Raw genomic sequence first — 21,261 nt, 5'->3', positions numbered from 1 at the left:
CGGAACCCCAAGAGAAAGAAAAATAAGGAACCAGAACGTATTTGCGATCATCATCCGAGAGGAAGCAGCCAACCCCCCGCCCGATCGGGCAGCACAAGCCGGAGAGCCACCGCGATGTCCTACGCACCCGACGGTCAGCAGCAGTACCAGCCTTACCGGCCGGCACCGGAAGGGCAGTACCGGCAGCCCCGGCCACCGCACGACGGCCCGCCGCCAGGCCCGCCGTACGGCCAGGGCCAGGGTTACGGCCAGGGCCAGGGCTACGGGCAGGCGCAGGGCCAGGGCTACGGCCAGGAGGGCCAGGGCTACGGCCAGGGACCGGGCCCGGACCAGGGCTACGGCCACGAGTACGACTACGGCCCGCCGCAGCCCCCCGAGGAGCCGCGCCGGCGCTCACGCGGCAAGCGCTGGCTGATCGCGGGCGTGGCCGTGCTGGGCCTCGCCGGCATAGCCGCCGGCGTGATGTACCACTTCGAGATACCCCCGTTCACGGACAAGGGCAGTGCCGTGTCCTTCGGACAACCGGCCGCCGGGGGCGGGGGCGGCGGGGGCGCCGCCAAGCAGGCGCCGAACTCGAAGATGCTGATGCCGACCGGCCCGGCCGCCGACTTCAAGAACGCGCAGACGCTGCCGGACGGCACGCACATCGCCGTCACCACGCTCGACGGCAAGAAGTCCGGCTTCAAGGGCAAGGTCTGGGTCTGGGCGCCCAAGGAGTACAACGACCCGAAGTTCGCCAAGAGCGGCTTCCCGGTCCTGATCGCTCTGCCCGGCGGCGCCGGCTACCCGAACAACTACTGGATGGGCACCGACCTCGGCCTCCAGTCCAGCATCTCCAAGTGGTACGCCGAGGGGAAGAGCAAGCCCTTCATCCTGGCGATGCCCGTGCTCAACCCGGGTCCGGACGACAAGGGCGTCTACTGGGACGGCTCCGACATCCCCGGCCAGCCCAAGATGGGCACCTGGCTCACCGATGACGTCCCGGACCTGATGAAGGCGAACTTCCGCACGATCAAGTCCCGTGACGGCTGGGCCTTCATGGGCTCCTCCACCGGCGGTTTCGCGGGCATGAAGGCCGTGCTGAAGTACCCGGACCGCTTCAAGGCCGTGGTCGCCTCCGGCCCGGACATCGTCCCGGACTCCTCCCTGTGGAAGGGCCACGACAAGGAGAAGGCCGAGAACAACCCCGAGCTGCTGGCGAAGGACCTGATCGACAAGAAGGGCCCGGACGTCTACATCGCGTTCCAGGTCGGCGACAGCGAGTCCAACAAGAGGACCCTGCCGGACGTGCAGAAGTTCATCGCCACCTACGGCAACAAGGGCCCGGTCCACACCAGCCTGAAGGTCATCCCGGGCGGCAAGCACAACGCCAAGACCTACGTCCCGAACATGGGCGAGGGCCCGATCGAGTTCATCAGCAAGGTCATGGAAGGACCGGTGGAGTAGCCGCCAGCGCCTCCCCGGCCCCCTCCCCCTCGCGCTCCGGCCCGCCGAACACCTTCGGCGGGCCGCTGCCGTCCCAGGGGGCCCAGCCCGGGTCCCCCGTGACCGCGAACCGCACCCAGGCCGCGTGCATCTCGTCGGCCAGTTCCTGCGGGGTGTCCCGCCCGGCCAGCCAGGCGGCCTCCGGTACGTGGAGCGTGTCGAAGACGAAGCCCAGCTCCAGGGCGTGGCAGGAGCCGAGGCCGGGGACGCCGGAGCGCCAGCGGAACTCGTAGAGGTGACTCGGCGCCGACCGCCGGGCCCCGGCCAGCCGCCGCAGCGGGTCGCGCAGCAGCCGGTCGGTGAGCAGCTGGCCCGCGAGCTCGGCGGCGCTCGCCCCGGGCAGCGCGGTGCGCAGCGTCCGTACGGTGGCCCGGTCCTTGCCGCTGCGGGCCCGGGCCAGCGACACGGCCAGCGGCCCGAGCCGGTCCAGCACCCGCATCGCCCCGGTCGGGGCCAGCCAGAGCCGGTACTCCTCGGCGGTCCAGCCCAGCAGCAGCGGCACCTCCCCGGCGGCGGCCGCCTCCAGCGGATCGTCCGGCAGGGTGGCGGGGTCCGCCACCAGGCCGAAGGCGGGGCCGCCGACGAGCGAGTTGGTGCGGCGCAGCACCGCTGCCTGGGCGCGGAGCAGATCCGGCAGGGCGACGGCCGTGAAGGCCCCGGCGGTGGCGGGCACCTTGAGCAGCGCGGCCATCCGCCGGACCATGGTGCGCACCCGATCGCGCGGCAGCACCTCGGGGGCGCCGCTCTGCAGGACGGCCCGGGTGAAGAGCCCGGCGGCGCGCGGGGCGGCGAGGAGGGCGCCGATGCTGATGGCCCCGGCGGACTCCCCGAAGACGGTGACGCGGCCGGGGTCGCCGCCGAAGGCCTCGATGTTGTCGCGGACCCAGGTGAGGGCGGCGATCTGGTCGAGCAGGCCGCGGTTGGCCGGGGCGTCGGGGAAGAGTCCGTAACCGAGCGCGCCGAGGCGGTAGTTGAAGGAGACGAGGACGACCCCGTCGCGGGCGAAGGCGGCGCCGTCGTAGACGGGGACGGCGGCGGAGCCCCGGGTGAGCGCCCCGCCGTGGATCCACACCATGACGGGCAGCCGGGCGCCGGGGTCCGGGTCGGGGGTCCAGACGTTCAGGTTCAGGCAGTCGTCCCCGGGGATCTCCGGGTCGGGCAGCAGGGCCGCGAAGGTGTCGGGGTAGGGCACCTTGGGCGCGGTGGGCCCGAAGGCGCCGGCGTCGCGGACGCCCTCCCAGGGCTCCGGGGGCGCGGGCGCGGCGAACCGGAGGGCGCCGACGGGCGGTGCGGCGTACGGGATGCCGCGGAAGACGGCGATGCCGCCGGCCTCGCGCCGGCCTTCGACCACTCCGTACCCGGTGCCGGCCCGGGGCCGGCCGCTCGGTGCTCTCATCCCGTCCTCCTGGAGCCGTTCCTCCTGTCCAGGCACGGTCGCACACGGTCGCACAGTCGTCCAACGGGTGATCCGGCGTGACCCGGCCCGGGGCGGGTCCGGTTGGACGGGCCATGCGAATCATGCGAGACACGCGGATCCTCCTGCGCACCGGCGCGGTTCCCGCCCTGCTGCTGGCCGCCGCCGCGGTCGCGGCGGTCACGGCTACGGCTACGGCGGCCCCGGCCGCGGGCGGCACGGCGCCCGCAGGGGCCGCCGGTCCGGACTTCCAGTACGTGGGCCAGGACGACCGGGTCCACGGGCTCACCGCCCCGAAGGGCTGTGTCGCGGCGGAGGGCGGCGGTTCCCGGCCGGTCACCAACCACACCCGGGGCACCGCGACGTTCTACCGGGAGCCGGGCTGCGCGGGCGCCCCCGTGGAGCGGCTCGGGCCGGGGACGGTCACCCAGGTGCGGCCGTACTTCGCCTCGGTGCGGTTCTCGGTCACCGGGTAGGAGCAGCGCCCGTGACCCCTGGGCCGTCCCCGCGTTGTATGCCATGTCAAATGCCGCAGCTTCTGTGGCAACCCCACATCTCACGAGGAGATCTTGATGTCGCGTATCGCGAAGGCATTCGCCATCACCGCTGTCGCCGGTAGCGCCGTGGCCGCCGGTGCCGGTCTGGCTGTCGCCGATGCCGGAGCGCAGGGTGCGGCGATCGGCTCCCCCGGTGTCCTCTCGGGCAACCTCGTCCAGGTTCCGGTGCACGTCCCGGTCAACGTCTGCGGCAACAGCGTCAACATCGTCGGCCTGCTGAACCCGGCGTTCGGCAACACCTGCGTCAACGCCTCGGGCGGCGGCACGGCCACCACCCAGCAGCAGCACACCGAGGGCTACGGCGGCTGATCGCCTGCCCGCCGGAACGACACTGAGGGCCCCCGCCGGTCGGCGGGGGCCCTTGCGCCGACCGGGTGCGTTCAGACCTCGTAGCGGTAGACGCCCTGGTGGCCGAGCATCTCCCGCGGGCTGATGTTCCACGGCGGCATCGGCTCGTCCAGCGCGATCACCCGGCCCCGCTGGGCGTCGCCCGGCAGCGGCGCGGTGGCGGGCCGGTACCCGGAGGAGGGGTGCCGCTGCTGCCAGCGGTCCCAGAGCAGGTCCACGAAGGCGTGGTGCAGCCAGAACACCGGGTCGTTGGGCGCCGTACCGCCCGTCATGTGGCCGCCGATCCACTGGTGGACCTTGTTGTGGTTGCGCCAGCGCTCGCTCTTCGGCGCGGCCCAGCCCTCCAGCCTGTTGCGGAAGCCGCCCGCCGTGGAGTCCCAGGGAGAGGCGTCGTACGTCGGGTCGTCGATCGCCCACTGGAGTTCGGCCGGGGTGGGCAGGGTGACCGGGTTCTGCGGGCGGCCCAGGTTGCGGGTCAGGTACCGGGCCTCCGTGATCCCCACGGTGATGGTCCAGTCGCCCCTCGCGTAGGCGAACGGGCCGGTCATCACCTGGCGGTCGGAGGAGCGGCCGGTGCCGCCGAGGAAGTCCTCGGCCCACAGGGAGGAGACCGGGCTGGTGTCGGTGGTCCAGTCCCAGTACGGGATGCTGACGCCGGGGTCGAGCGCCCGGAGCTCCTTCTCGAACTCCACGAGGTAGCGGCGGTGCCAGGGGAAGAACGACGGGGACATGTGGCCCACCCGGAGCCCCCGGTCCCGGTCGGGCACGAAGTACTTGTCGTGGGTGCGCACGAACCGGTCGTAGGTCCCGTTGCGCTTGAGTTCCAGGACGGCGGCGGTGAACCGCCTCTTCTGGGTGCTGGTCAGGTTCTTCTGGTTCTGCCGGGTGTACACCTCGGGGCTCCTCCCGTTCCCGTGCGTCAGCCGCCGTGGTGGGGGGCGGCGGGGGCCAGCTGGGTGGTGCCCAGTTCGTCGACGGCGGCGCGGGCCAGCTCCAGCGGCGTCGCGAACGACTGGAAGTGGTTGATGCCGCTGAGGTAGCTGCCGTCGGCGCGGCGCATCACGTGCAGCGGGCGCCCGTCGATGCGCACGGCCGTCCCGGCGAGCTCGACGGCGATGTGCCGGCCGCGGTACGTCTCCTCGGCGAACGGCGCCGGGGTGAGCGTCTGCCGGGGCCGCCGGGCCCGCAGTACCGGGGCCAGCGCGGCGGCCGTCCCGGCCAGCACGGCGGCGGTGAAGGCCGTACGGAGGACCGCGCGGCGGGTGAGTGGTGCGGCGGCCGGTGCTGCGAACATACGGTCTCCCTCGCTCGGTGGTCCGCGTACGGGGACTAACGCGGACCAGCGAACGAGGTCACCCCGTCGGGGCCCCGGCTACGGGGACGGGAGTTCCGCGAAGTCCGCCACCAGGGTGCGGTGGTGGCCGGCGGAGCCCAGGGCCAGGGCGTCGGCCTTGGCTCGCTTCAGGTACAGGTGCGCCGGGTGTTCCCAGGTCATGCCGATGCCGCCGTGCAGTTGCACGCACTCCTCCGCGGCCCGGACGGCCACGCCCGAGCAGTACGCCTGGGCCACCGCGACCGTCAGCGGAGCGTCCGGGGAGCCGGTGGCGAGCGCGTCCGCGGCGGCCCGCGCCGCCGCGCGGGCCGAGGCCACGTCGAGCCAGAGCCGGGCCAGCCGGTGTTTGAGGGCCTGGAAGGATCCGACGGGCCGGTTGAACTGGTGGCGGGCCCGTACGTGGGCGACCGTCTCCGTCAGGCACCACTGCGCGATGCCGAGCTGCTCGGACGCCAGCAGCCCCGCCCCCGACAGCAGCGCCCCCGCGACCGCCGCCCGCGCGGTGGCCGGGTCCCCGAGCCGGGTTCCGGTGGCCCCGTCCAGCTCCACGGTGGCCAGCGGCCGGGTCAGGTCCAGCGGGACCGCCCGTACGAGCGTGACCGCTGCGGCCGGGACCGCGTACAGCCCGGTGTCCGCCAGCACCAGCAGCACGTCGGCGGCCACGGCGTCCGCGACCGGGCCGGCGCTCCCCGTCAGGACCCCGCCCCCGGCGTCGCGCACCCCGGAGGGCAGCGGGGCCCCCGGCGCCAGCGTCAGCGGCACGGCGGGCACGCAGACCCGCGCGCCCGCCGCCACCTGCGCCAGCAGCCCGGCCACCTCGGCCGAGGTCGTGTCGCAGCCGAGCAGGATCTCCGTCGCCAGGACGGCGCTGGTCAGGTACGGGGCGGGCGCGACGGCCCGGCCCAGTTCCTCCAGGACCACGGCCGCCTCCCGGTGGCTCGCGCCCTGCCCGCCGAGCTTCTCCGGGACGAGCAGTCCGGCAGCCCCGATCCCGCCCGCGAGGGTGCTCCACAGCTCCGGGTCGTAGGGCCGGTCGGTCTCGGCCCGGGCGAGCACGCTCGCGGCGTCGCAGCGGTCGGCGAGGAGCGCCCGTACGGCCGACCGGAGCTCCTCCTCGGTCTCGGAGTACAGCAGGTCGAAGGGGGCATGCGAGGCCATCGGGGTCGTCCGCTCCGTCTCGTCCGTCATCGGGCCAGGTCCTTCCAGGCGGTGTCCTTGTCGTCGCGCGGTTCGGCGGGCAGCCCGAGGACCCGCTCGGCGACGATGTTGAGGAGGACCTCGCTGGTGCCGCCCTCGATGCTGTTGCCCTTGGCGCGCAGGTAGCGGTAGCCGGCGTCGCGGCCGGTGAAGTCGACGATCTCGGGCCGGCGCATCGTCCAGTCCTCGTACAGCAGGCCTTCCGCGCCGAGGAGTTCCACTTCCAGGCCGCTGATCTCCTGGTTCAGGCGGGCGAAGGTCAGCTTCATCCCCGAGCCCTCGGGGCCGGGCTGGCCCGCGGCGAGCTGCTGGCGCAGCCGTTCCCCGGTCAGCCGGGCCACCTCGGCCTCCACCCACAGTTCCAGCAGGCGCTGGTGCAGCGCGTGCGTGCGCAGTTCGGGGCGCTCGCGCCAGACCGCGGAGACGGGGCCGATCATGCCGCCCTCGCGCGGGATCCGCATGCCGCCGATGGAGACGCGTTCGTTCATCAGGGTGGTGCGGGCGACCTCCCAGCCCTGGCCGACGGCGCCGAGGCGGTGGGCGTCGGGGATCCGGACGCCGGTGAGGAAGACCTCGTTGAACTCGGCCTCGCCGGTGATCTGGCGCAGCGGCCGGACCTCGACGCCGGGGGCGTGCATGTCGCACAGGAAGTACGTGATGCCCCGGTGCTTGGGCAGAGCCGGATCGGTGCGGGCGATCAGGATGGCCCAGCGGGCGGTGTGGGCGCTGGAGGTCCACACCTTCTGCCCGTCGACGATCCAGTCGCCGGAGTCCTCCTCGCGGACCGCGCGGGTGGCGAGCGCGGCGAGGTCGGAGCCGGCGCCGGGTTCGCTGAACAGCTGGCACCAGACCTCCTCCCCCACCCACAGGGGCCGCAGGAAGCGGTGCTTCTGCTCCGCGGTGCCGTAGGCGAGGATCGTCGGCGCGGCCATGCCGAGGCCGATGCCGATCCGGCGCGGGTCGTTGCCGGGGGCGCCGGCGGCCTCCAGCTCGGCGTCGACGACGGCCTGGAGGGAGCGCGGGGCGCCGAGGCCGCCGAGGCCCTCGGGGTAGTGGACCCAGGCGAGTCCGGCGTCGAAGCGGGCCCGCAGGAAGTCGGTGCGGTCGCTCTCGCCGGGCGGGTGGGCGGCGAGCAGGTCCCGTACGCGCGCGAGCAGTTCCTCGGAGGTGATCATCGCGAGCCGCCTCCGTCCAGGGCCGGTACGACGACCAGCCGGCCGGCGGTGGTCCCGTCGGCGAGGCGCTGCACGGCGTCCGCGGCCCCGGCGAGCGGGATCCGTTCGGTGACGAGCGGTTTCACGGCGCCCTCGGCGGCGAGCCGGGTGAGCTCGGTGTGGCAGGCGAGGACGGCGGCGGGGTCCTTCGCGGCGTAGAGCCCCCAGTGCAGGCCGAGCACGGCGTAGTTCTTGACGAGGGCGTGGTTGAGGGCGGGCGCGGGGACGGTGCCGCTGGCGAAGCCGACGACGACGATCCGGCCCTCGAAGGCCACGCATTTGGCGGAGGCGGTGTAGGCCTCGCCGCCGACCGGGTCGTAGACCACGTCGGCGCCGCGTCCGCCGGTGAACTCCTTGACGCGGGCGGCGACCTGGGCGGTGTCGTCGGCGGTGCGGTCGATGACCAGGTCGCAGCCGAGTTCCTCGGCGGTCCGGGCCTTGGCCTTGCCGCCGACGACCCCGATGACGGTGGCCCCGGCGGCCTTGCCGAGCTGGACCGCGGCGCTGCCGACCCCGCCCGCGGCGGCGTGGACGAGCAGGGTCTCGCCGGACTGGAGGCGGGCGCGGCGGTGCAGGCCGAACCAGCCGGTCTGGTAGCCGATGTGCAGAGCGGCCGCCTCGGCGTCGTCGAGGGTGTCGGGGGCGGGCAGCAGGGCGCGCGCGGGGGCGGTGACGTACTCGGCGAAACCGCCGTGCGGCAGGCTCGGGTTGGCGATGACGCGGCGGCCGTCCTCGGTCTCGCCGCAGATCTCCACCCCGGGGGTGAAGGGCAGCGGGGGCCGGATCTGGTACTGGCCGCGGGCGAGCAGCGCGTCGGGAAAGTTGACGTTCGCCGCGAGCACCTTCAGCCTCACCTCCCCCTCGCCGGGGACCGGTTCGGGGACCTCTTCGAGGCGCATGGCCTCGATGGGTTCGCCGGGGGTGTGTACTCGCCATGCCTGCATCCGGGGCCTCCAGCCGCCGTCGAGGAACCACGCTCGGCCGCATACTAAGCGGTCGCTTGCCTGATTGGGAACCGTCGGGAGGCCCCGGGAGCCTTCGGGAGGCGGAGCGGAGGGGCCCGGCAGAGGACCTGCCCACCCGGGGCCCGAAAACAACCCGCGTCAATCGCGCCACTCGCGCCGCTCCTGAGGCAGCATGTGACGTGCACGTGTCATGACTCAACGGGGAACAGCACATGTCCAGGGGGGACGTCCACATGAGGAACAGCATGTCCGCGGCCGGAGCCGCGACCGCCGCCGCGATCGCTCTGGCGGGCCTGATCACGGCGGCCGGCCCGGCCGCCGCGGCCGCGCCGGGCCCGGCGGCCGCAAAGGCGTGCGCACCGGCCGTCGTCAAGCTGGCCGACATCGCGGCCGGGCCCGCCGGCGCCGGGAACGGCGGGACGGTCAAGGCCTTCGGCGCGAACGGCCTGATCGCCGGTCAGAGCCGCGGCCTGCCGGCGTACTGGACGGCGGACGGCACGGCGCACGCGGTACCGGTGCCCGAGGGCTTCCAGTCCGGCGAGGTCAAGGCCGTGAACGCCAAGGGCCTGATGGTCGGCGCGCTCCGCCGGCCGGGCGACTACGACCACAGCTTCGCCTTCACCTACCAGCAGGGCGCGGCGGCGGTCGCACTGGTCAACTCCGCCACCGCGCCGAGCACCCTGACGGACGTCAACGACGCCGGCCGGGTCGTCGGCATGGACGCGGGCGTCCCGAAGGAGTGGCTGAACGGCAAGGTGGTGCGCGAGCTGCCCGTGCCGGCGGACGCACACCCCTCCACCAAGATCATCTCGGTGGACGGGATCAACAAGCGCGGCGACATCGTCGGCACCGCCCTCACCTACTACTGGGAGGACGACGTCGTCACGAGCAAGAGCTTCCCCGTCGTCTGGCCCGCCGGCGGCGGCTACCCGCCGTACAGCCTGCGGGTCTGGACCGACTCGGACTACACGGTGGGCACGCGCGCGACCGGCATCGACGACCTGGGCCGGGTCGTCGGGCACGAGGACCGCAGCTACCGTGACTGGCAGGAGCGCAAGCCCGCCGCCTGGAAGAAGCCGTACGACGCGCTCCCGGCAGACCCGGGCCGGGTCGGGGGCTTCGAGCACCTCACGCTCGACGCCATCAGCCCGACCACGAACGTGAGCGTCGGCACCGCCGTCACCTTCGTCGAGGGCTACGCCAACCACATCCAGGCCGCGTACTGGCCGGGCAAGGGCTCCCCGCTGGCGCTGCCCCACCCGGCGGGCGCCGCGCCGGACTCGCGCAGCGAGGCCTTCGCCGCGTCGGACGACGACCGGGTGGGCGGCACCTTCTACGACTGGAACACGATGACGGCCAGCGCCGTCGTGTGGACCTGCGCGAGCGGACAGGCGTACGCGCCGAAGGCGTAGCGGGGCGGCGAGCGGGGACGGGGTTCCGCGGGGGCGCGGCCATGGCCATCTGAGCGCCCGCGCGGTATCGATGCCGCATGGAGAACCCTTCACGGCACCCCGCGCAGGACCCCGCACAGCACCCCGCGCGCGGGCTGCCCGCGCCGCCGGCGCTCGGCGCCGCCGCCCTGCCCCCCGGCACGTACGAGGGGCAGGTGGTCCTCGTGACCGGCGGCGGCTCCGGGCTGGGCAAGGCCATCGCCGCCGAGTTCGCGCGGCTCGGCGCGGACCTGGTGATCGCGAGCCGCCGGGCGCGGCAGTTGAAGGCGGCGCGCGAGGAGCTGGCGGCCGTCCCCGGCGCGGGCCGGGTGACGGCCGCCGTCTGCGACATCCGGGACCCGGAGCGGGTCGCGGAGGTCTTCGACGCGGCGCAGGCGGCGGTCGGGCTGCCGGACGTCCTGGTCAACAACGCGGCCGCCAATTTCCCGTCGCCGGCGGAGGACCTGACGCCGGGGGCGTGGCGGGCGGTGGTCGACATCACGCTGACCGGCACCTGGTTCATGACGCGGGAGTTCGGGCGGCGGCACCTGGCGGCGGGGACGCCGGGCTCGATCGTGAACATCGGCGCCTCGTACGCCTGGACCGGCGGGCCGGGGTTCGCGCACAGCGCGGCCGCGAAGGCTGGGGTGAAGAACCTGGTGGAGACCCTGGCGGTGGAGTGGGGGCCGTACGGGATCCAGATCAACGGCCTGGTCCCGGGGCTGTTCCCGCACCCGGACCTGCCGGAGGCGATCACGGCCGGGCTGGCCGGCGGGGCGGGCGGCGGGCCCGGCGGCGGGCCGGGCGGCGCGCTGGGCGGCGCGCTGGGCGGCGCGCTGGGCGGCGCGCTGGGCGGCGGGCTGGACGCGCGCCAGCCGGCCCTGCGGGTGGGCGCCCCGCGCGAGCTGGGGTGGGCGGCCACCTTCCTGGCCTCGCCGTACGCCCGGTTCGTCACCGGGCACACCCTGGTCGTGGACGGCGCCAACTGGCAGCGCCGCACCGTGGTCAACCCTGAGCTCACCCCCCTGCGCACCCAGCTGGGCCGCGGCCCCTTCACCCCGTGACCGGCGGGCGCCCGCGCCGCGCGGCCGCCGGCGGGGGTCAGCCGCCCGTGAAACGGGGTGGGGTGCGGGCGGCCCGGGCGGTGTAGCCCTCGCGGCAGTCCTCGGAGGTCAGGGTCAGCGCCGCCGTCATCGCCACGCCGTCCAGCGCGGCCGCCAGCCCCGCGTCCGCGTAGGCGTCGATCCCCCGCTTGATCCCCTGGACCGCGAGCGGAGCGTTGGCCGCGATCTCCGCCGCCACCTCCCTCGCGACGCCGTCGAGTTCGCCCGCCGGGACCACCAGCTGGACCAGCCGCAGCCGCTCCGCCGTCGCCGCATCGATCCGCCGGCCCGTCAGCGCCAGGAACTTCGCCCAGCCCGCGCCCGCCTCCCGCGCGATCCGCAGGTCGCCGCCCGCGTCCACCGCCACGCCGAGACCGGCCTCCGGGAGCGCGAACACCGCGTCCCGCGCGGCCACCCGGACGTCCGCCATCAGCGCCAGCTCGAAGCCGAACCCGAGGCAGTACCCCTGCACGGCCGCGACCACCGGCTGCGGCAGCCGCGCGAGGACCGCGAAGCGCTCGTGGACCCAGCGGATGCCCTCGTAGTAGTTCCGCGTCCGCTCGGCGGCCGAGGCGCCGGTGATCGCGCCGCCCGGGGCGGTGACGTCGATCCCCGCGCAGAAGGCCCGCCCCTGCGCCCGCAGCAGCACCACCCGTACGTCCGGGTCGAAGCGGATCCGGTCCGCGAGCAGGCCGAGCTGGCGGGTGGACTCCCAGCTCCAGCCGTTGAGCTTGTCCGGGCGGCAGAGGGTGAGGACCGCGATCCCGTCCGCGACCTCCAGGCGGATCCGCTCCTCGCCCTCCGCGATCTCCGTGGACACCGTGTCGATCATCCGAACCGGACCTCCCTCGACCGCTCCTGACGGGTCGTCAGACACGGTAGGGGGCGGCGGTCAGCGCGGGAAGACCTCGAACGTGACCGCGGGCCGGCCGCCGAACCGGGCCGCCGCCTGCCGCGCGTTGCCCGTGAGGAAGGTACGGCAGTACTCCTCGGGGTCCTGGTCCGTCAGCACCTCGATGTACGCCTTGTGTTCCATCAGGGACTTCACCGAACGCTCCAGCCCCGGCCCGGCATCGGCTGCGTGCGTCGGCGTGGCGGAACCGGCCACCGCGACCCAGCGCACCCCGTTCCACGGCTCCAGGCCCTGCTCGGCGATCAGCTCGGGGAAGATCCACCGGTTGCCGGCGTCGGCGGCCGCGTCCAGCGTGGCCCGGCCGACGGCCTGGTGGTCGGGGGTGTTCCAGTAGCCCCCGCCGCCCTGCCCGCCCCAGGTGTCACGGTGGTTCAGGGTGATCACGAGCTCCGGCCGGTGGCGGCGGATGGCCGCCGCGATGTCCCGGCGCAGCCCGAGACCGTACTCGACGACCCCGTCGCGGTGGTCGAGGAACTCCACCTCGGACACCCCGACCACCGCCGCGCTCGCCCGCTGCTCGGCCTCGCGCAGCGGGGCGCACTCCTCGGGGGCGAGGGTGTCGATCCCGGCCTCGCCGCGCGTGGCCAGGACGTACACGACCTCGCGGCCGCCGTCCGTCCAGTCGGCGATCGCCGCCGCGCAGCCGTACTCCAGGTCGTCGGGGTGGGCGACCACGGCCAGGGCGCGCTGCCAGTCGGTGGGCATGGGTTCCAGCTGCGCGGGTTGATCCACTTCTTTGGTCATGCTGCGCACAATAGGCGAATGGACGGGCACGGAGAGGTGGTTGCACCCCTCGACGCCGCCGGGACCTCCTTCGCTTGTACGCCCGCCCGTGGCGCGGCGCCCCTACGCCTCGCCGCGGATCAGGGCCAGCAGGCGGTCCAGTACGCGCGGGCCCCCGGCGCGGACGCCGTCGTGCTCGAACTCGTCGGTCACCCAGGTCCGCAGGCCCCGGATCGCGCGGGCGGTGCGCAGCGAGTGCTCGGTGTCCACGTACATGTCGTCGTGGTAGACGGCGGCGGCCACCGGGACCTCGTTGGCGGCGAGCCGCGCCGGGTCGTAGAGCGGCTCCCAGCCGGTGCGGGCGGCCAGCAGTTCGGCGGTCTCGCGCAGCGGGGCGAGCGCCGGGTCGGCGGTGAAGTGCCAGGGGTGGATGGTCTCGCCGGTGAACAGGAGCGGCTCGTCGCCCGCCAGGGTCTTGGCGGCGTCGAACCGCGGGTGCTCGGCGCGCACCCGCTCGGCGGCCCAGGCGGTGGGCGCGGCCGGGTCCTGGGCGTAGAGCGCCTCGTGGACGAGCGCGTACAGCGGGTGTCCGGCGAAGGAGAGCTGGGCGTGGACGCCCTCCAGGAAGGCGTCGGAGAGGGCGGGCCCGTCGGGGGTCGGGACGAAGGCGTCCTCCAGCAGGTAGTGCAGCTGGTGGCTGCCGTCGCCGGTGCCGAGGAGGATGCCGAGGGACTGGAACGCCTCGACGGTGAGCCGGTATCCGCCGGGGAGGCGGACCGGGGTCTCGGCGAGGTGCGCGGCGATCCGGCGGGCGCGCTCCACGTCCGCCGGGTAACGGGCGTAGTGGGCCAGGTTCTTGCGCTCGATCCGGGGGTACGCGGCCCGGTACACCTCGTCGGCGGTGGCGTCGAGCGAGGGCAGGCCGCCGGTGAGCAGGGCGGCGGCCAGGCCCTCGGGGGCGGTGGAGAGGTAGCGCGTGGCGCAGAACCCGCCGAAGCTCTGGCCCATTACGGTCCAGGGCGCGCCGCCGGTCAGCTGGGGGCGGATGGCCTCGCAGTCGCGCACGATCGCGTCGGCGCGGAAGTGGGCGAGGTACGCGGCCTGCTGCGCCGGCGTGCCGCGCAGGGGCAGCGTCTGCCGGGACACCGGGGTGGAGCGGCCGGTTCCGCGCTGGTCGAGGAGCAGCACCCGGTAGTCGGCGAGGGCCCGCCCGAGCCAGGCCTGCCGCCCGATGAACCGCCGGGCGCCGAAGCCGGGGCCGCCCTCCAGGTACAGCAGCCAGGGCAGGCCCTCGGGGTCCCGGCCGGTCGCGACGGCCTCGCGGGCGTACAACTCGATGGACTCGCCGTCCGGGTGGGCGTGGTCCAGCGGGACGGTGAAGTGGTGGTCGGTCAGGACGACACCGGGCTGTCGGTAACTGCGATCGGAGGTCACGGAAATCCCCTGAGTGCGGCGAGCGGAACGGTCGGAGGGTGCCGGGTGCCGGCCGCGCCCGAGTCTACGTCCGAACCCACCGGGCGGCCCCCTCCCCCGCCCCGACCGCCACCGCACCCCGGCCCGCCCGACCCCCCGGCCCGGCCGACGCCCCCACCCCGGGCCGACGCCCCACCCCGGGCCGACGCTCCAGCCCTGGCAACGCCTGCCCAGGCGACGCCCCGACCCTGGCGGCGACTTGCGGCCCGCCGGGCCGTTGGCCCCCAGGCCAGGCCAGGCCGTCCGGCCGCACGTCCGGCCAAAACGGCCGACACCCCGGCCCGGCTGACGCCCCCACCCCGAGCCGACGCTCCGACCCCGGGGCGGCGCTCCAGCCCTGACAACGCCTGCCCAGGCGACGCCCCGACCCTGGCGGCGACTTGCGGCCCGCCGGGCCGTTGGCCCCCGGGCCTGTCCAGACCGTCCGGCCGCACGTCTGGCCAAAACGGCCGACCTGGTCGGCCCCGTCGACCGGACGACCCAGCCAACCTCCCAACCCGACCGACCCAGCAGCCCAGCCGACCTCAAGGTCCAACGGCCTGACAGGCCGGTCGACCCGGCAGGCCTGTCAGCCTCGCAGGCCAGCGCCCTGGCGGGCAGGTCGGCATGGCGGGCAGGTCAGCCTCGTGGCCCAGCGACCTAGCAGCCCAGCCGAACTGGCGGTCCAGCGGCCTGGCGGGCGGGTCGGCCTCGCGGCCCGGCCGACCTGGCAGCCCAGCCGACCCCGCGGCCCAACGGCCTGGCAGGCCGCTCGACCTGGCGGGCAGGTCAGCCTCGCGGCGCAGCCGCCCCGGCGGCCCAGCCGACCCCGCGGCCCAGCGGCCCGGCGGCCCGGCGGCCCAGCCGACCTCCCGGCCCAGCGACCCGGCAGGCCGGTCGGGCTGGCGGGCCGGTCGGCCTCGGGGCCGGCTGGCTCGGCGGGGCGGGCGGGCAGCCGGGGGGCGGGTTAGAACTCCACGACCGAGCGGAGGACCTCGCCGCGTTCCATGCGGGCGAAGGCTTCCTCGACGCCGTCGAGCGGGATCGTCTCGGAGACGAAGGCGTCGAGGTCGAGGCGGCCCTGGAGGTAGAGGTCGATCAGCAGCGGGAAGTCCCGTTCGGGCAGGCAGTCCCCGTACCAGGAGGACTTGAGGGCGCCGCCCCGGCCGAAGACGTCGAGCAGCGGGAGTTCGAGCTTCATCTCCGGGGTCGGCACCCCGACCAGGACCACGGTGCCCGCGAGGTCCCGCGCGTAGAAGGCCTGCTGGTAGGTCTCCGGGCGGCCGACGGCGTCGATGACGACGTCCGCGCCGTTGCCGCCGGTCAGCGCCTGGACCGCCTTGACGACGTCCTCGGTGCGGCCGTTGACGGTGTGGGTGGCGCCGAGGCCCCGCGCCCACTCCAGCTTCCGGTCGTCCAGGTCCACCGCGATGATCCGCGAGGCGCCCGCGAGCCGCGCGCCGGCGACGGCCGCGTTGCCCACTCCCCCGCAGCCGATGACGGCGACGGAGTCCCCGCGCCCGACGTTGCCGGTGTTCAGCGCGGCGCCGAGGCCCGCCATCACCCCGCAGCCAAGGAGCCCGGCGGCAGCCGGGGACGCGGCCGGGTCCACCTTGGTGCACTGCCCGGCGGCGACCAGGGTCTTCTCGGCGAAGGCCCCGATGCCGAGCGCCGGGGACAGCGGGGTGCCGTCCTCCAGCGTCATGGGCTGGGTGGCGTTGTGGGTGTTGAAGCAGTACCAGGGGCGGCCGCGCTTGCAGGCCCGACAGGTGCCGCACACCGCGCGCCAGTTGAGGACGACGAAGTCGCCGGGCGCGACCGAGGTGACGTCGGGGCCGACCGATTCGACGACGCCGGCGGCCTCGTGACCGAGGAGGAAGGGGAACTCGTCGTTGATGCCGCCCTCGCGGTAGTGCAGGTCGGTGTGGCAGACCCCGCAGGCCTGGACCCTGACGAGCGCCTCGCCGGGGCCGGGGTCGGGCACGAGGATCGTCGTCGTTTCCACCGGTGCGCCCTTGCTCCGTGCGATGACCCCACGTACGCGATGTGTCACGTCATACCCCGCTCTGATCGGATCCGTCTGGATCATCGAACGTACACGGACGCGGAGCGGTGCGGGAGTTGTGTCACGCTTCGGCGCGCGGACTGGCCAGTTCCGCAGGCACGGCGGCGCGCAGCGCCGCGCCGAACGCGGCCACGGCGGGGTGCGTGCCGGCTCCGCTCCGGAAGGCGAGCTGGGTCCGGCGCTCCATCAGCAGCCGGGTGAGGCCGACGGCGCGGTCGGCGCCGGTGATGCCGAGCTGCGGTACGACGGCCACGCCCTGGCCGGCCGCGACCAGCGCGAGGACGGTGGCGAACTCGTCGACCTGGTGGCGGACCCGGGGCGTGAACCCGGCCGCCTGACAGGCCCGTACGGTCATGGCGTGGCAGAGGGTGCCGGGCGTCGCCGTGATCCAGGGCGCCTCCGCGTGGGTACGGAGCACCGCGCCCTGGTCGCGCCCCGCCTCCTCCGGGGTGCCCGCCGGGGCGGCCGGGGCCGCCGGGGCCGCGAGGTACATCGCCTCCCCGTACAGCGGTTCGGTGGTCAGGCCGGGCTCCCGCGGCGCGGGGACGAAGTCGTACTCGTGGACCAGGGCCACGTCCAGGTCGCCGGCCCGCAGCGCGTGCGCGACGGCCGCCGGGTCGGTCTCGCAGACCATCGGCTCCAGTCGCGGGTGGCGGCGGGCGAGGGTGATCAGGGCGGCCGGGACGATGGCCCGGGTGGCGGTGGGGAAGGAGCCGATGCGCAGGGCGCCGGCCAGCCCGGTGCGCGCTTCGGCGAGATCGGCCTCGGCCCGCTCCAGCCGTTCCAGGACGGCCTCGGCGTGCCGGACGAGGTCCTCCCCGGCGGGGGTCAGCCGGACCCGCCGGCCGGTGCGCTCCAGCAGCGGCAGGCCGGCTTCCCGTTCGAGGACGCCGAGCTGCTGGGAGACGGCCGAAGGGCTGAACGCGAGGGCCTCGGCGACGGCGGCGATGGTGCCGCGGCGGGCGAGTTCACGGAGCAGGCGCAGGCGCCGGACATCGAGCATCGGCTCAGCTTACGGTTCGGGTAAGAAACGCGAACTGGATTTGCCGGTTCGGGCGGGCGAGGCTCGACGGCATGATCACGCGACAGAACACCCGCCCCCAGTCCCAGCCCCCGCTCTCCCTGCGGGGGATCCACGTACCGCTCGTCACGCCCTTCACGGCAGCAGGGGAGGTCGCCGCCGAGGCCCTGGAGGCCCTCGCCCACGAGGTGCTCGATGCGGGCGCCGCCGGGATCGTGGCGCTCGGCACCACCGCAGAGACGGCCTCGCTCGACGAGGCCGAGCGGGACCTCGTGACCGACGTCTGCGCGCGGGTCTGCGCGGAGCGCGGCGGGCTGCTCACGGTGGGCGCCGGGGCGAGCGGCACCCGGGCCGCCGAGGCCTCGCTCGCCCGGCTGGAGCGGTGGCCGGGGGTGCGGGCGGCGCTGGTGACGGTGCCGCCGTTCGTACGGCCCTCGGCGGCGGGGGTGCTCGCGCACTTCGCCCGGCTGACCGAGGTGAGCCCCGTACCGCTGGTCGTCTACCACGTCCCTTACCGGACCGGGCAGCCGCTGGACGCGGGGGCGCTGCGGGCGCTCGGGGAGCTGCCGGGGGTGGCCGGGGTGAAGTACGCCGCCGGGGGCATCGACCAGGACACGGTGGCGCTGCTCGGCGACCTGCCGGACGGGTTCGAGGTGCTGGCCGGCGACGACGCGTACGCCTCGCCGATGCTGGCCCTCGGCGCGGCGGGCGCGATCCTGGCCTCGGCGCACCTGGCGACGGCCCGTTTCGTGGAGCTCGCGGCGGCCTGGGAGGCGGGTGACGTCCCCCGGGCGCGGGCGCTGGGGCATGCGCTGGCCCGCGTCTCGGCGGCGGCCTTCGAGGAGCCCAATCCGACGGTGATCAAGGCGGTCCTGCACGCGCGGGGCCGGATCCCGACGGCGGACGTCCGGCTGCCGCTGCTCCCGGCGACCGGGGGCTCGGCGGCGCGGACCCTGCGGTCGCTGGCGGGCCTGTGACCACCGCCGGGCTCTGACCACCGCCCGGCTCTGGTCACCGCCCGGCTCTGGTCACCGCCGGGTTCTCCGCCCACTAGGGGATGGTGTGGGCGATTCGCCGGCATCGGGCGAGTCGCCCGAATCAGGTCCGGGGACGGGCGAGTTGTCCGAATTCATCCTCGGCGCCTTTAAACCGTGATGTGAGTCACGCGGAGCGCGCCAACATCATTTTCGGGAAACAGTCGATTCCCTTATCCCGGAAAGAAAGTTGGCCTTCCCGGGAAGGGGGCTTCATGGTCATTTAACGCGCCTATTCCGGGAAGTCGATCTCCAACCGGAATTCCAGTCTTGTTCCCACACCGAGGGACGGCCTACGGTCACCATCATTCCCGGTGGCCCCCTGCCGAATCCGGCCGCCGCCGTGGCTCTCCCGTCCCCCCACGTGAGGAATTGCGCCATGCCCGCAAAGGCTAAGCACCGTCGGCCGAAGCAGCACCCGATCGCCCGCAAGCTGGCGTTCGCCGGCACCGGCGGCGCGGCCCTCGCCCTCCCGCTGATCAGCACGACCACGGCCGGGGCGGCCGTCACGCAGCCCGCCACCGTCGCCTCGGTGACCACGCTCGCCCCGGCCGCGGCGCCCGCCGTGGAAAAGGCCGCCGCACCCCTCACGTATTCCGTCATCGGCGGGGACACGCTTTCCAAGATCGCGGTCCAGCATTCCGTGAACGGCGGTTGGCAGGCCCTTTACGACGCCAACAAGAGCACCATCGGTGGCAACCCCTCGCTCATTCAGCCCGGCCTCAAGCTGTCCCTCGGCACGGCCGCCAAGGCAGCGGCCGCACGGGCCAAGACGATCTCGGCCGAGCCCGCCGCCCCCACGTACGCGAACAATCTTGACGGCTGGATCCGGGAGTCCCTGGACGTCATGGCCAAGCACGGAATTCCGGGAAGCTACAACGGAATTCACCGCAATGTGATGCGCGAGTCCTCGGGCAACCCGCTGGCCATCAACAACTGGGACTCCAACGCGGCCGCCGGCATACCCTCCAAGGGCCTGCTCCAGGTCATCGACCCGACCTTCCGGGCCTACCACGTGCCCGGCACGCCCATGGACTCCTACGACCCGGTCGCGAACATCACCGCCGCCTGCAACTACGCGGCCGCCCGCTACGGCTCGATCGACAACGTCAACGGCGCCTACTGACCGGCCCAGGGCCTGACTTCAGGTCAGGCCCTAGAGCCACCCCTGGCGACGGGCGGCGCGGAGCGCTTCCATGCGGTTGCGGGTGCCCGTCTTGCCGATCACCGAGGACAGGTGGTTGCGCACCGTCGACTCGGACAGGGACACCCTCGCGGCGACGTCGGCCACGGTCGCCCCGTCCGCCGCGGCGTTCAGCACGTCGCGCTCCCGCGCGGTCAGCGGGTTCGGGCCGGCGCCGAGCGCGGCGGCCGCGAGCGCGGGGTCGATCACCTTCTCCCCCGCGAGCACCCGGCGGACGGCGGCGGCGAGTTCCTCCACCGGCCCGTCCTTCACCAGGAACCCGGCGGCCCCGGCCTCCATCGCCCGGCGCAGGTAGCCGGGCCGGCCGAAGGTCGTCAGGATCAGCACCCGGCAGCCGGGGCACCGGACCCGCAGGTCGGCGGCGGCGTCGAGGCCGCTGCGGCCGGGGAGTTCGATGTCCAGGAGGGCCACGTCCGGCCGGGCCGTCAGGGCGGCGGGCACGATCTCGTCCCCGGCGGCGACCTGCGCCACCACCTCGATGTCCTCCTCCATCCCGAGCAGCAGGGCCAGGGCGCCCCGCATCATCCCCTGGTCCTCCGCCAGCAGGACCCTGATCATCGGCTCTCCTCGCCCCCGTCGGCCGGCTCCACCGGGAGTTCGGCGGTGACCCGGAAACCGCGGCCGGGGGCAGGACCGCTGTCCAGGACTCCACCGGCCGCCGCGAGGCGTTCGGTGAGGCCGGTCAGACCACTGCCCGGCAGGGTCGACGCTACGCCTGTGCCGTCGTCGGTGATCACCAGCCGGACCCGCTCGGCCGAGCCGCGCACCTCGATCTCGCAGGTGGCCGCTCCGCTGTGCCGGATCACGTTCGTGGCGCACTCGCGGACCACCCAGCCCAGCAGCGCCGCCGCCTGCGGGGGCAGCGGGGGGCCGGACTGCCGTACGACGGACTCGATGCCCGCCGCCGTCAGCGCGCCCCGGGCCCGGTCGAGTTCGGCGGCGAGGCTGGCCTCGCGGTAGCCGGTGACGGCCTCCCGTATCTCGGTCAGCGCCTGCCGGCCCACCGATTCGATGTCGCGGACCTGGACGAGGGCGGCGTCGATGTCGCGGGGCGCGATCCGGCGGGCGACCTCCGACTTCACCACGATCACCGAGAGGGTGTGGCCCAGCAGGTCGTGCAGGTCGCGCGAGAAGCGCAGCCGCTCCTGGTCGACCGCCGCCCGGGCCAACTCCTGCCGGGTGTCCCGCAGTTCACGCACGGTCTCGGACAGGGCGAGGATGGCCGCGGTGACGGCGCCCGACACCAGGGTCCCGTACACCACCCCGACCGCGTCCCAGCCCTCGTGGTACCCGGCCACCGCCGCCGCCGTGGCGGTGACCGCGAACAGCACCCGCCCGAGGGGGCGGCCGCGGAGCACGGCGCCGGTGGCGAGTCCCAGCAGCGGGAAGAAGAGCAGCCAGTTGCCCCCGTAGGCGGCGGCGAGGGCGAAGGTGACGAGGCCGAGCGCGGCCAGGCACCAGCGGGTGGCGACGGATTCCCGGGCCCTGCGGTCGAAGGCCCGGAACACCAGGCTGACGTAGAGGGAGTTGAAGGCGAGCAGGCCGACGACGCCGATCCACGGGTCGGGGGTCTCTCCCTTGATGACGTTGGAGATCGACCCCATGCCCAGGAGCAGCCACGGCAGCAGGGCGAAGCCCCCGGGCGTGCCGATCGGGCCCGTGCCGGCGCCGTCGCGGCACTGCTCGGCGCGCGCCGCCTTCCTCGCGCCCGCGCCGAACACGCGGGGGGTCCGGACCGTGGGGGCGGACTGCTTCGTCGTCTGTTGCTGCATGTCCACCACGCTAGGAGACCGGCGGGGAGGG

The 21,261-nt window shown here is 74.6% G+C and carries 20 protein-coding genes; 7 read left to right on the top strand and 13 right to left on the bottom strand.

Annotated features, from left to right (window positions below):
• Window positions 1-114: 114 nt before the first annotated feature.
• On the top strand, window positions 115-1,446 hold the full coding sequence (locus IE248_RS11005) for an alpha/beta hydrolase (protein ID WP_373301506.1): 1,332 nt from the start codon (window positions 115-117) through the stop codon (window positions 1,444-1,446).
• Here IE248_RS11005 and IE248_RS11000 read toward each other — a convergent pair.
• Window positions 1,424-2,881 carry a carboxylesterase/lipase family protein gene (locus tag IE248_RS11000; RefSeq protein ID WP_190030613.1) on the bottom strand — a complete coding sequence of 486 codons (1,458 nt, stop codon included), beginning with the start codon at window positions 2,879-2,881 and terminating at the stop codon, window positions 1,424-1,426. The two genes, IE248_RS11005 and IE248_RS11000, sit on opposite strands and share 23 nt — an antisense overlap.
• A 122-nt stretch (window positions 2,882-3,003) precedes the next feature.
• On the opposite strand from IE248_RS11000, the gene IE248_RS10995 reads away from it, so the two are divergent.
• Together IE248_RS10995 and IE248_RS10990 are read left to right on the top strand one after the other, a co-directional pair.
• Window positions 3,004-3,375 (top strand): hypothetical protein, encoded by a 372-nt coding sequence (locus tag IE248_RS10995; RefSeq protein ID WP_190030612.1) that lies wholly within the window; start codon window positions 3,004-3,006, stop codon window positions 3,373-3,375.
• A 96-nt stretch (window positions 3,376-3,471) separates the two neighbouring features.
• Complete coding sequence (locus tag IE248_RS10990) at window positions 3,472-3,765, top strand: chaplin (RefSeq protein WP_100580933.1); 294 nt, start codon at window positions 3,472-3,474, stop codon at window positions 3,763-3,765.
• Between the two features lie 71 nt (window positions 3,766-3,836).
• On the opposite strand, the gene IE248_RS10985 is transcribed toward IE248_RS10990, so the two are convergent.
• The 5 genes from IE248_RS10985 to IE248_RS10965 all read right to left on the bottom strand — a co-directional run bounded on the left by IE248_RS10985 (window position 3,837) and on the right by IE248_RS10965 (window position 8,492).
• Window positions 3,837-4,697: a tyrosinase family protein gene (locus IE248_RS10985; RefSeq protein WP_100580934.1), complete on the bottom strand. Its 861-nt coding sequence runs from the start codon at window positions 4,695-4,697 to the stop codon at window positions 3,837-3,839.
• Window positions 4,698-4,723: 26 nt separating this feature from the next.
• Complete coding sequence (locus IE248_RS10980) at window positions 4,724-5,098, bottom strand: tyrosinase family oxidase copper chaperone (RefSeq protein WP_190030611.1); 375 nt, start codon at window positions 5,096-5,098, stop codon at window positions 4,724-4,726.
• Between the two features lie 78 nt (window positions 5,099-5,176).
• Window positions 5,177-6,325, bottom strand: a complete 1,149-nt coding sequence (locus IE248_RS10975) for an acyl-CoA dehydrogenase family protein (protein WP_100580936.1) — start codon at window positions 6,323-6,325, stop codon at window positions 5,177-5,179.
• Window positions 6,322-7,509 (bottom strand): acyl-CoA dehydrogenase family protein, encoded by a 1,188-nt coding sequence (locus tag IE248_RS10970; RefSeq protein WP_190030610.1) that lies wholly within the window; start codon window positions 7,507-7,509, stop codon window positions 6,322-6,324. Before IE248_RS10970 ends, IE248_RS10975 begins: the two co-directional genes overlap by 4 nt.
• On the bottom strand, window positions 7,506-8,492 hold the full coding sequence (locus IE248_RS10965) for an NADPH:quinone oxidoreductase family protein (RefSeq protein ID WP_047960797.1): 987 nt from the start codon (window positions 8,490-8,492) through the stop codon (window positions 7,506-7,508). Before IE248_RS10965 ends, IE248_RS10970 begins: the two co-directional genes overlap by 4 nt.
• A gap of 254 nt (window positions 8,493-8,746) precedes the next feature.
• Between IE248_RS10965 and IE248_RS10960 the strand changes: the two genes are divergently transcribed.
• Both IE248_RS10960 and IE248_RS10955 read left to right on the top strand, forming a co-directional pair.
• Window positions 8,747-9,925 carry a hypothetical protein gene (locus tag IE248_RS10960; protein WP_190030609.1) on the top strand — a complete coding sequence of 393 codons (1,179 nt, stop codon included), beginning with the start codon at window positions 8,747-8,749 and terminating at the stop codon, window positions 9,923-9,925.
• A 77-nt stretch (window positions 9,926-10,002) separates the two neighbouring features.
• Complete coding sequence (locus tag IE248_RS10955; RefSeq protein WP_190030608.1) at window positions 10,003-11,007, top strand: SDR family oxidoreductase; 1,005 nt, start codon at window positions 10,003-10,005, stop codon at window positions 11,005-11,007.
• 37 nt (window positions 11,008-11,044) lie between these two features.
• Here the strand turns inward: IE248_RS10955 and IE248_RS10950 are convergent, their stop codons facing one another.
• From IE248_RS10950 to IE248_RS10930, 5 genes are all read right to left on the bottom strand, one after another.
• The gene (locus tag IE248_RS10950; protein ID WP_073777570.1) at window positions 11,045-11,878 is read right to left on the bottom strand and encodes an enoyl-CoA hydratase/isomerase family protein; all 834 of its coding nucleotides are present in this window, start codon (window positions 11,876-11,878) and stop codon (window positions 11,045-11,047) included.
• Window positions 11,879-11,938: 60 nt separating this feature from the next.
• Window positions 11,939-12,703 (bottom strand): PIG-L deacetylase family protein, encoded by a 765-nt coding sequence (locus IE248_RS10945; protein ID WP_073777572.1) that lies wholly within the window; start codon window positions 12,701-12,703, stop codon window positions 11,939-11,941.
• A gap of 102 nt (window positions 12,704-12,805) precedes the next feature.
• Complete coding sequence (locus tag IE248_RS10940) at window positions 12,806-14,116, bottom strand: alpha/beta fold hydrolase (RefSeq protein ID WP_190030607.1); 1,311 nt, start codon at window positions 14,114-14,116, stop codon at window positions 12,806-12,808.
• 985 nt (window positions 14,117-15,101) lie between these two features.
• Window positions 15,102-16,187: an S-(hydroxymethyl)mycothiol dehydrogenase gene (locus IE248_RS10935; RefSeq protein ID WP_037798752.1), complete on the bottom strand. Its 1,086-nt coding sequence runs from the start codon at window positions 16,185-16,187 to the stop codon at window positions 15,102-15,104.
• Window positions 16,188-16,260: 73 nt separating this feature from the next.
• Entirely contained in the window at window positions 16,261-17,202 is a 942-nt protein-coding gene (locus IE248_RS10930; RefSeq protein ID WP_190030606.1) for a LysR family transcriptional regulator, read from the bottom strand.
• A gap of 71 nt (window positions 17,203-17,273) precedes the next feature.
• Between IE248_RS10930 and IE248_RS10925 the strand changes: the two genes are divergently transcribed.
• Complete coding sequence (locus IE248_RS10925) at window positions 17,274-18,197, top strand: dihydrodipicolinate synthase family protein (RefSeq protein WP_190030605.1); 924 nt, start codon at window positions 17,274-17,276, stop codon at window positions 18,195-18,197.
• 436 nt (window positions 18,198-18,633) lie between these two features.
• The gene (locus tag IE248_RS10920; protein WP_037795635.1) at window positions 18,634-19,380 is read left to right on the top strand and encodes a transglycosylase SLT domain-containing protein; all 747 of its coding nucleotides are present in this window, start codon (window positions 18,634-18,636) and stop codon (window positions 19,378-19,380) included.
• 30 nt (window positions 19,381-19,410) lie between these two features.
• Here the strand turns inward: IE248_RS10920 and IE248_RS10915 are convergent, their stop codons facing one another.
• Together IE248_RS10915 and IE248_RS10910 are read right to left on the bottom strand one after the other, a co-directional pair.
• A complete protein-coding gene (locus tag IE248_RS10915) occupies window positions 19,411-20,016 on the bottom strand; it encodes a response regulator transcription factor (protein WP_190030604.1) in 606 nt (201 codons plus the stop codon).
• On the bottom strand, window positions 20,013-21,239 hold the full coding sequence (locus IE248_RS10910; protein WP_190030603.1) for a sensor histidine kinase: 1,227 nt from the start codon (window positions 21,237-21,239) through the stop codon (window positions 20,013-20,015). Before IE248_RS10910 ends, IE248_RS10915 begins: the two co-directional genes overlap by 4 nt.
• Window positions 21,240-21,261 lie beyond the last annotated feature (22 nt).

The organism is Streptomyces goshikiensis, assembly GCF_014650555.1.
In the GTDB taxonomy this organism is placed as follows: Bacteria; Actinomycetota; Actinomycetes; order Streptomycetales; family Streptomycetaceae; genus Streptomyces; species Streptomyces goshikiensis.
Note: the sequence above shows the minus strand (reverse complement) of the source record. Positions and strands in the feature narration are given on the sequence as shown.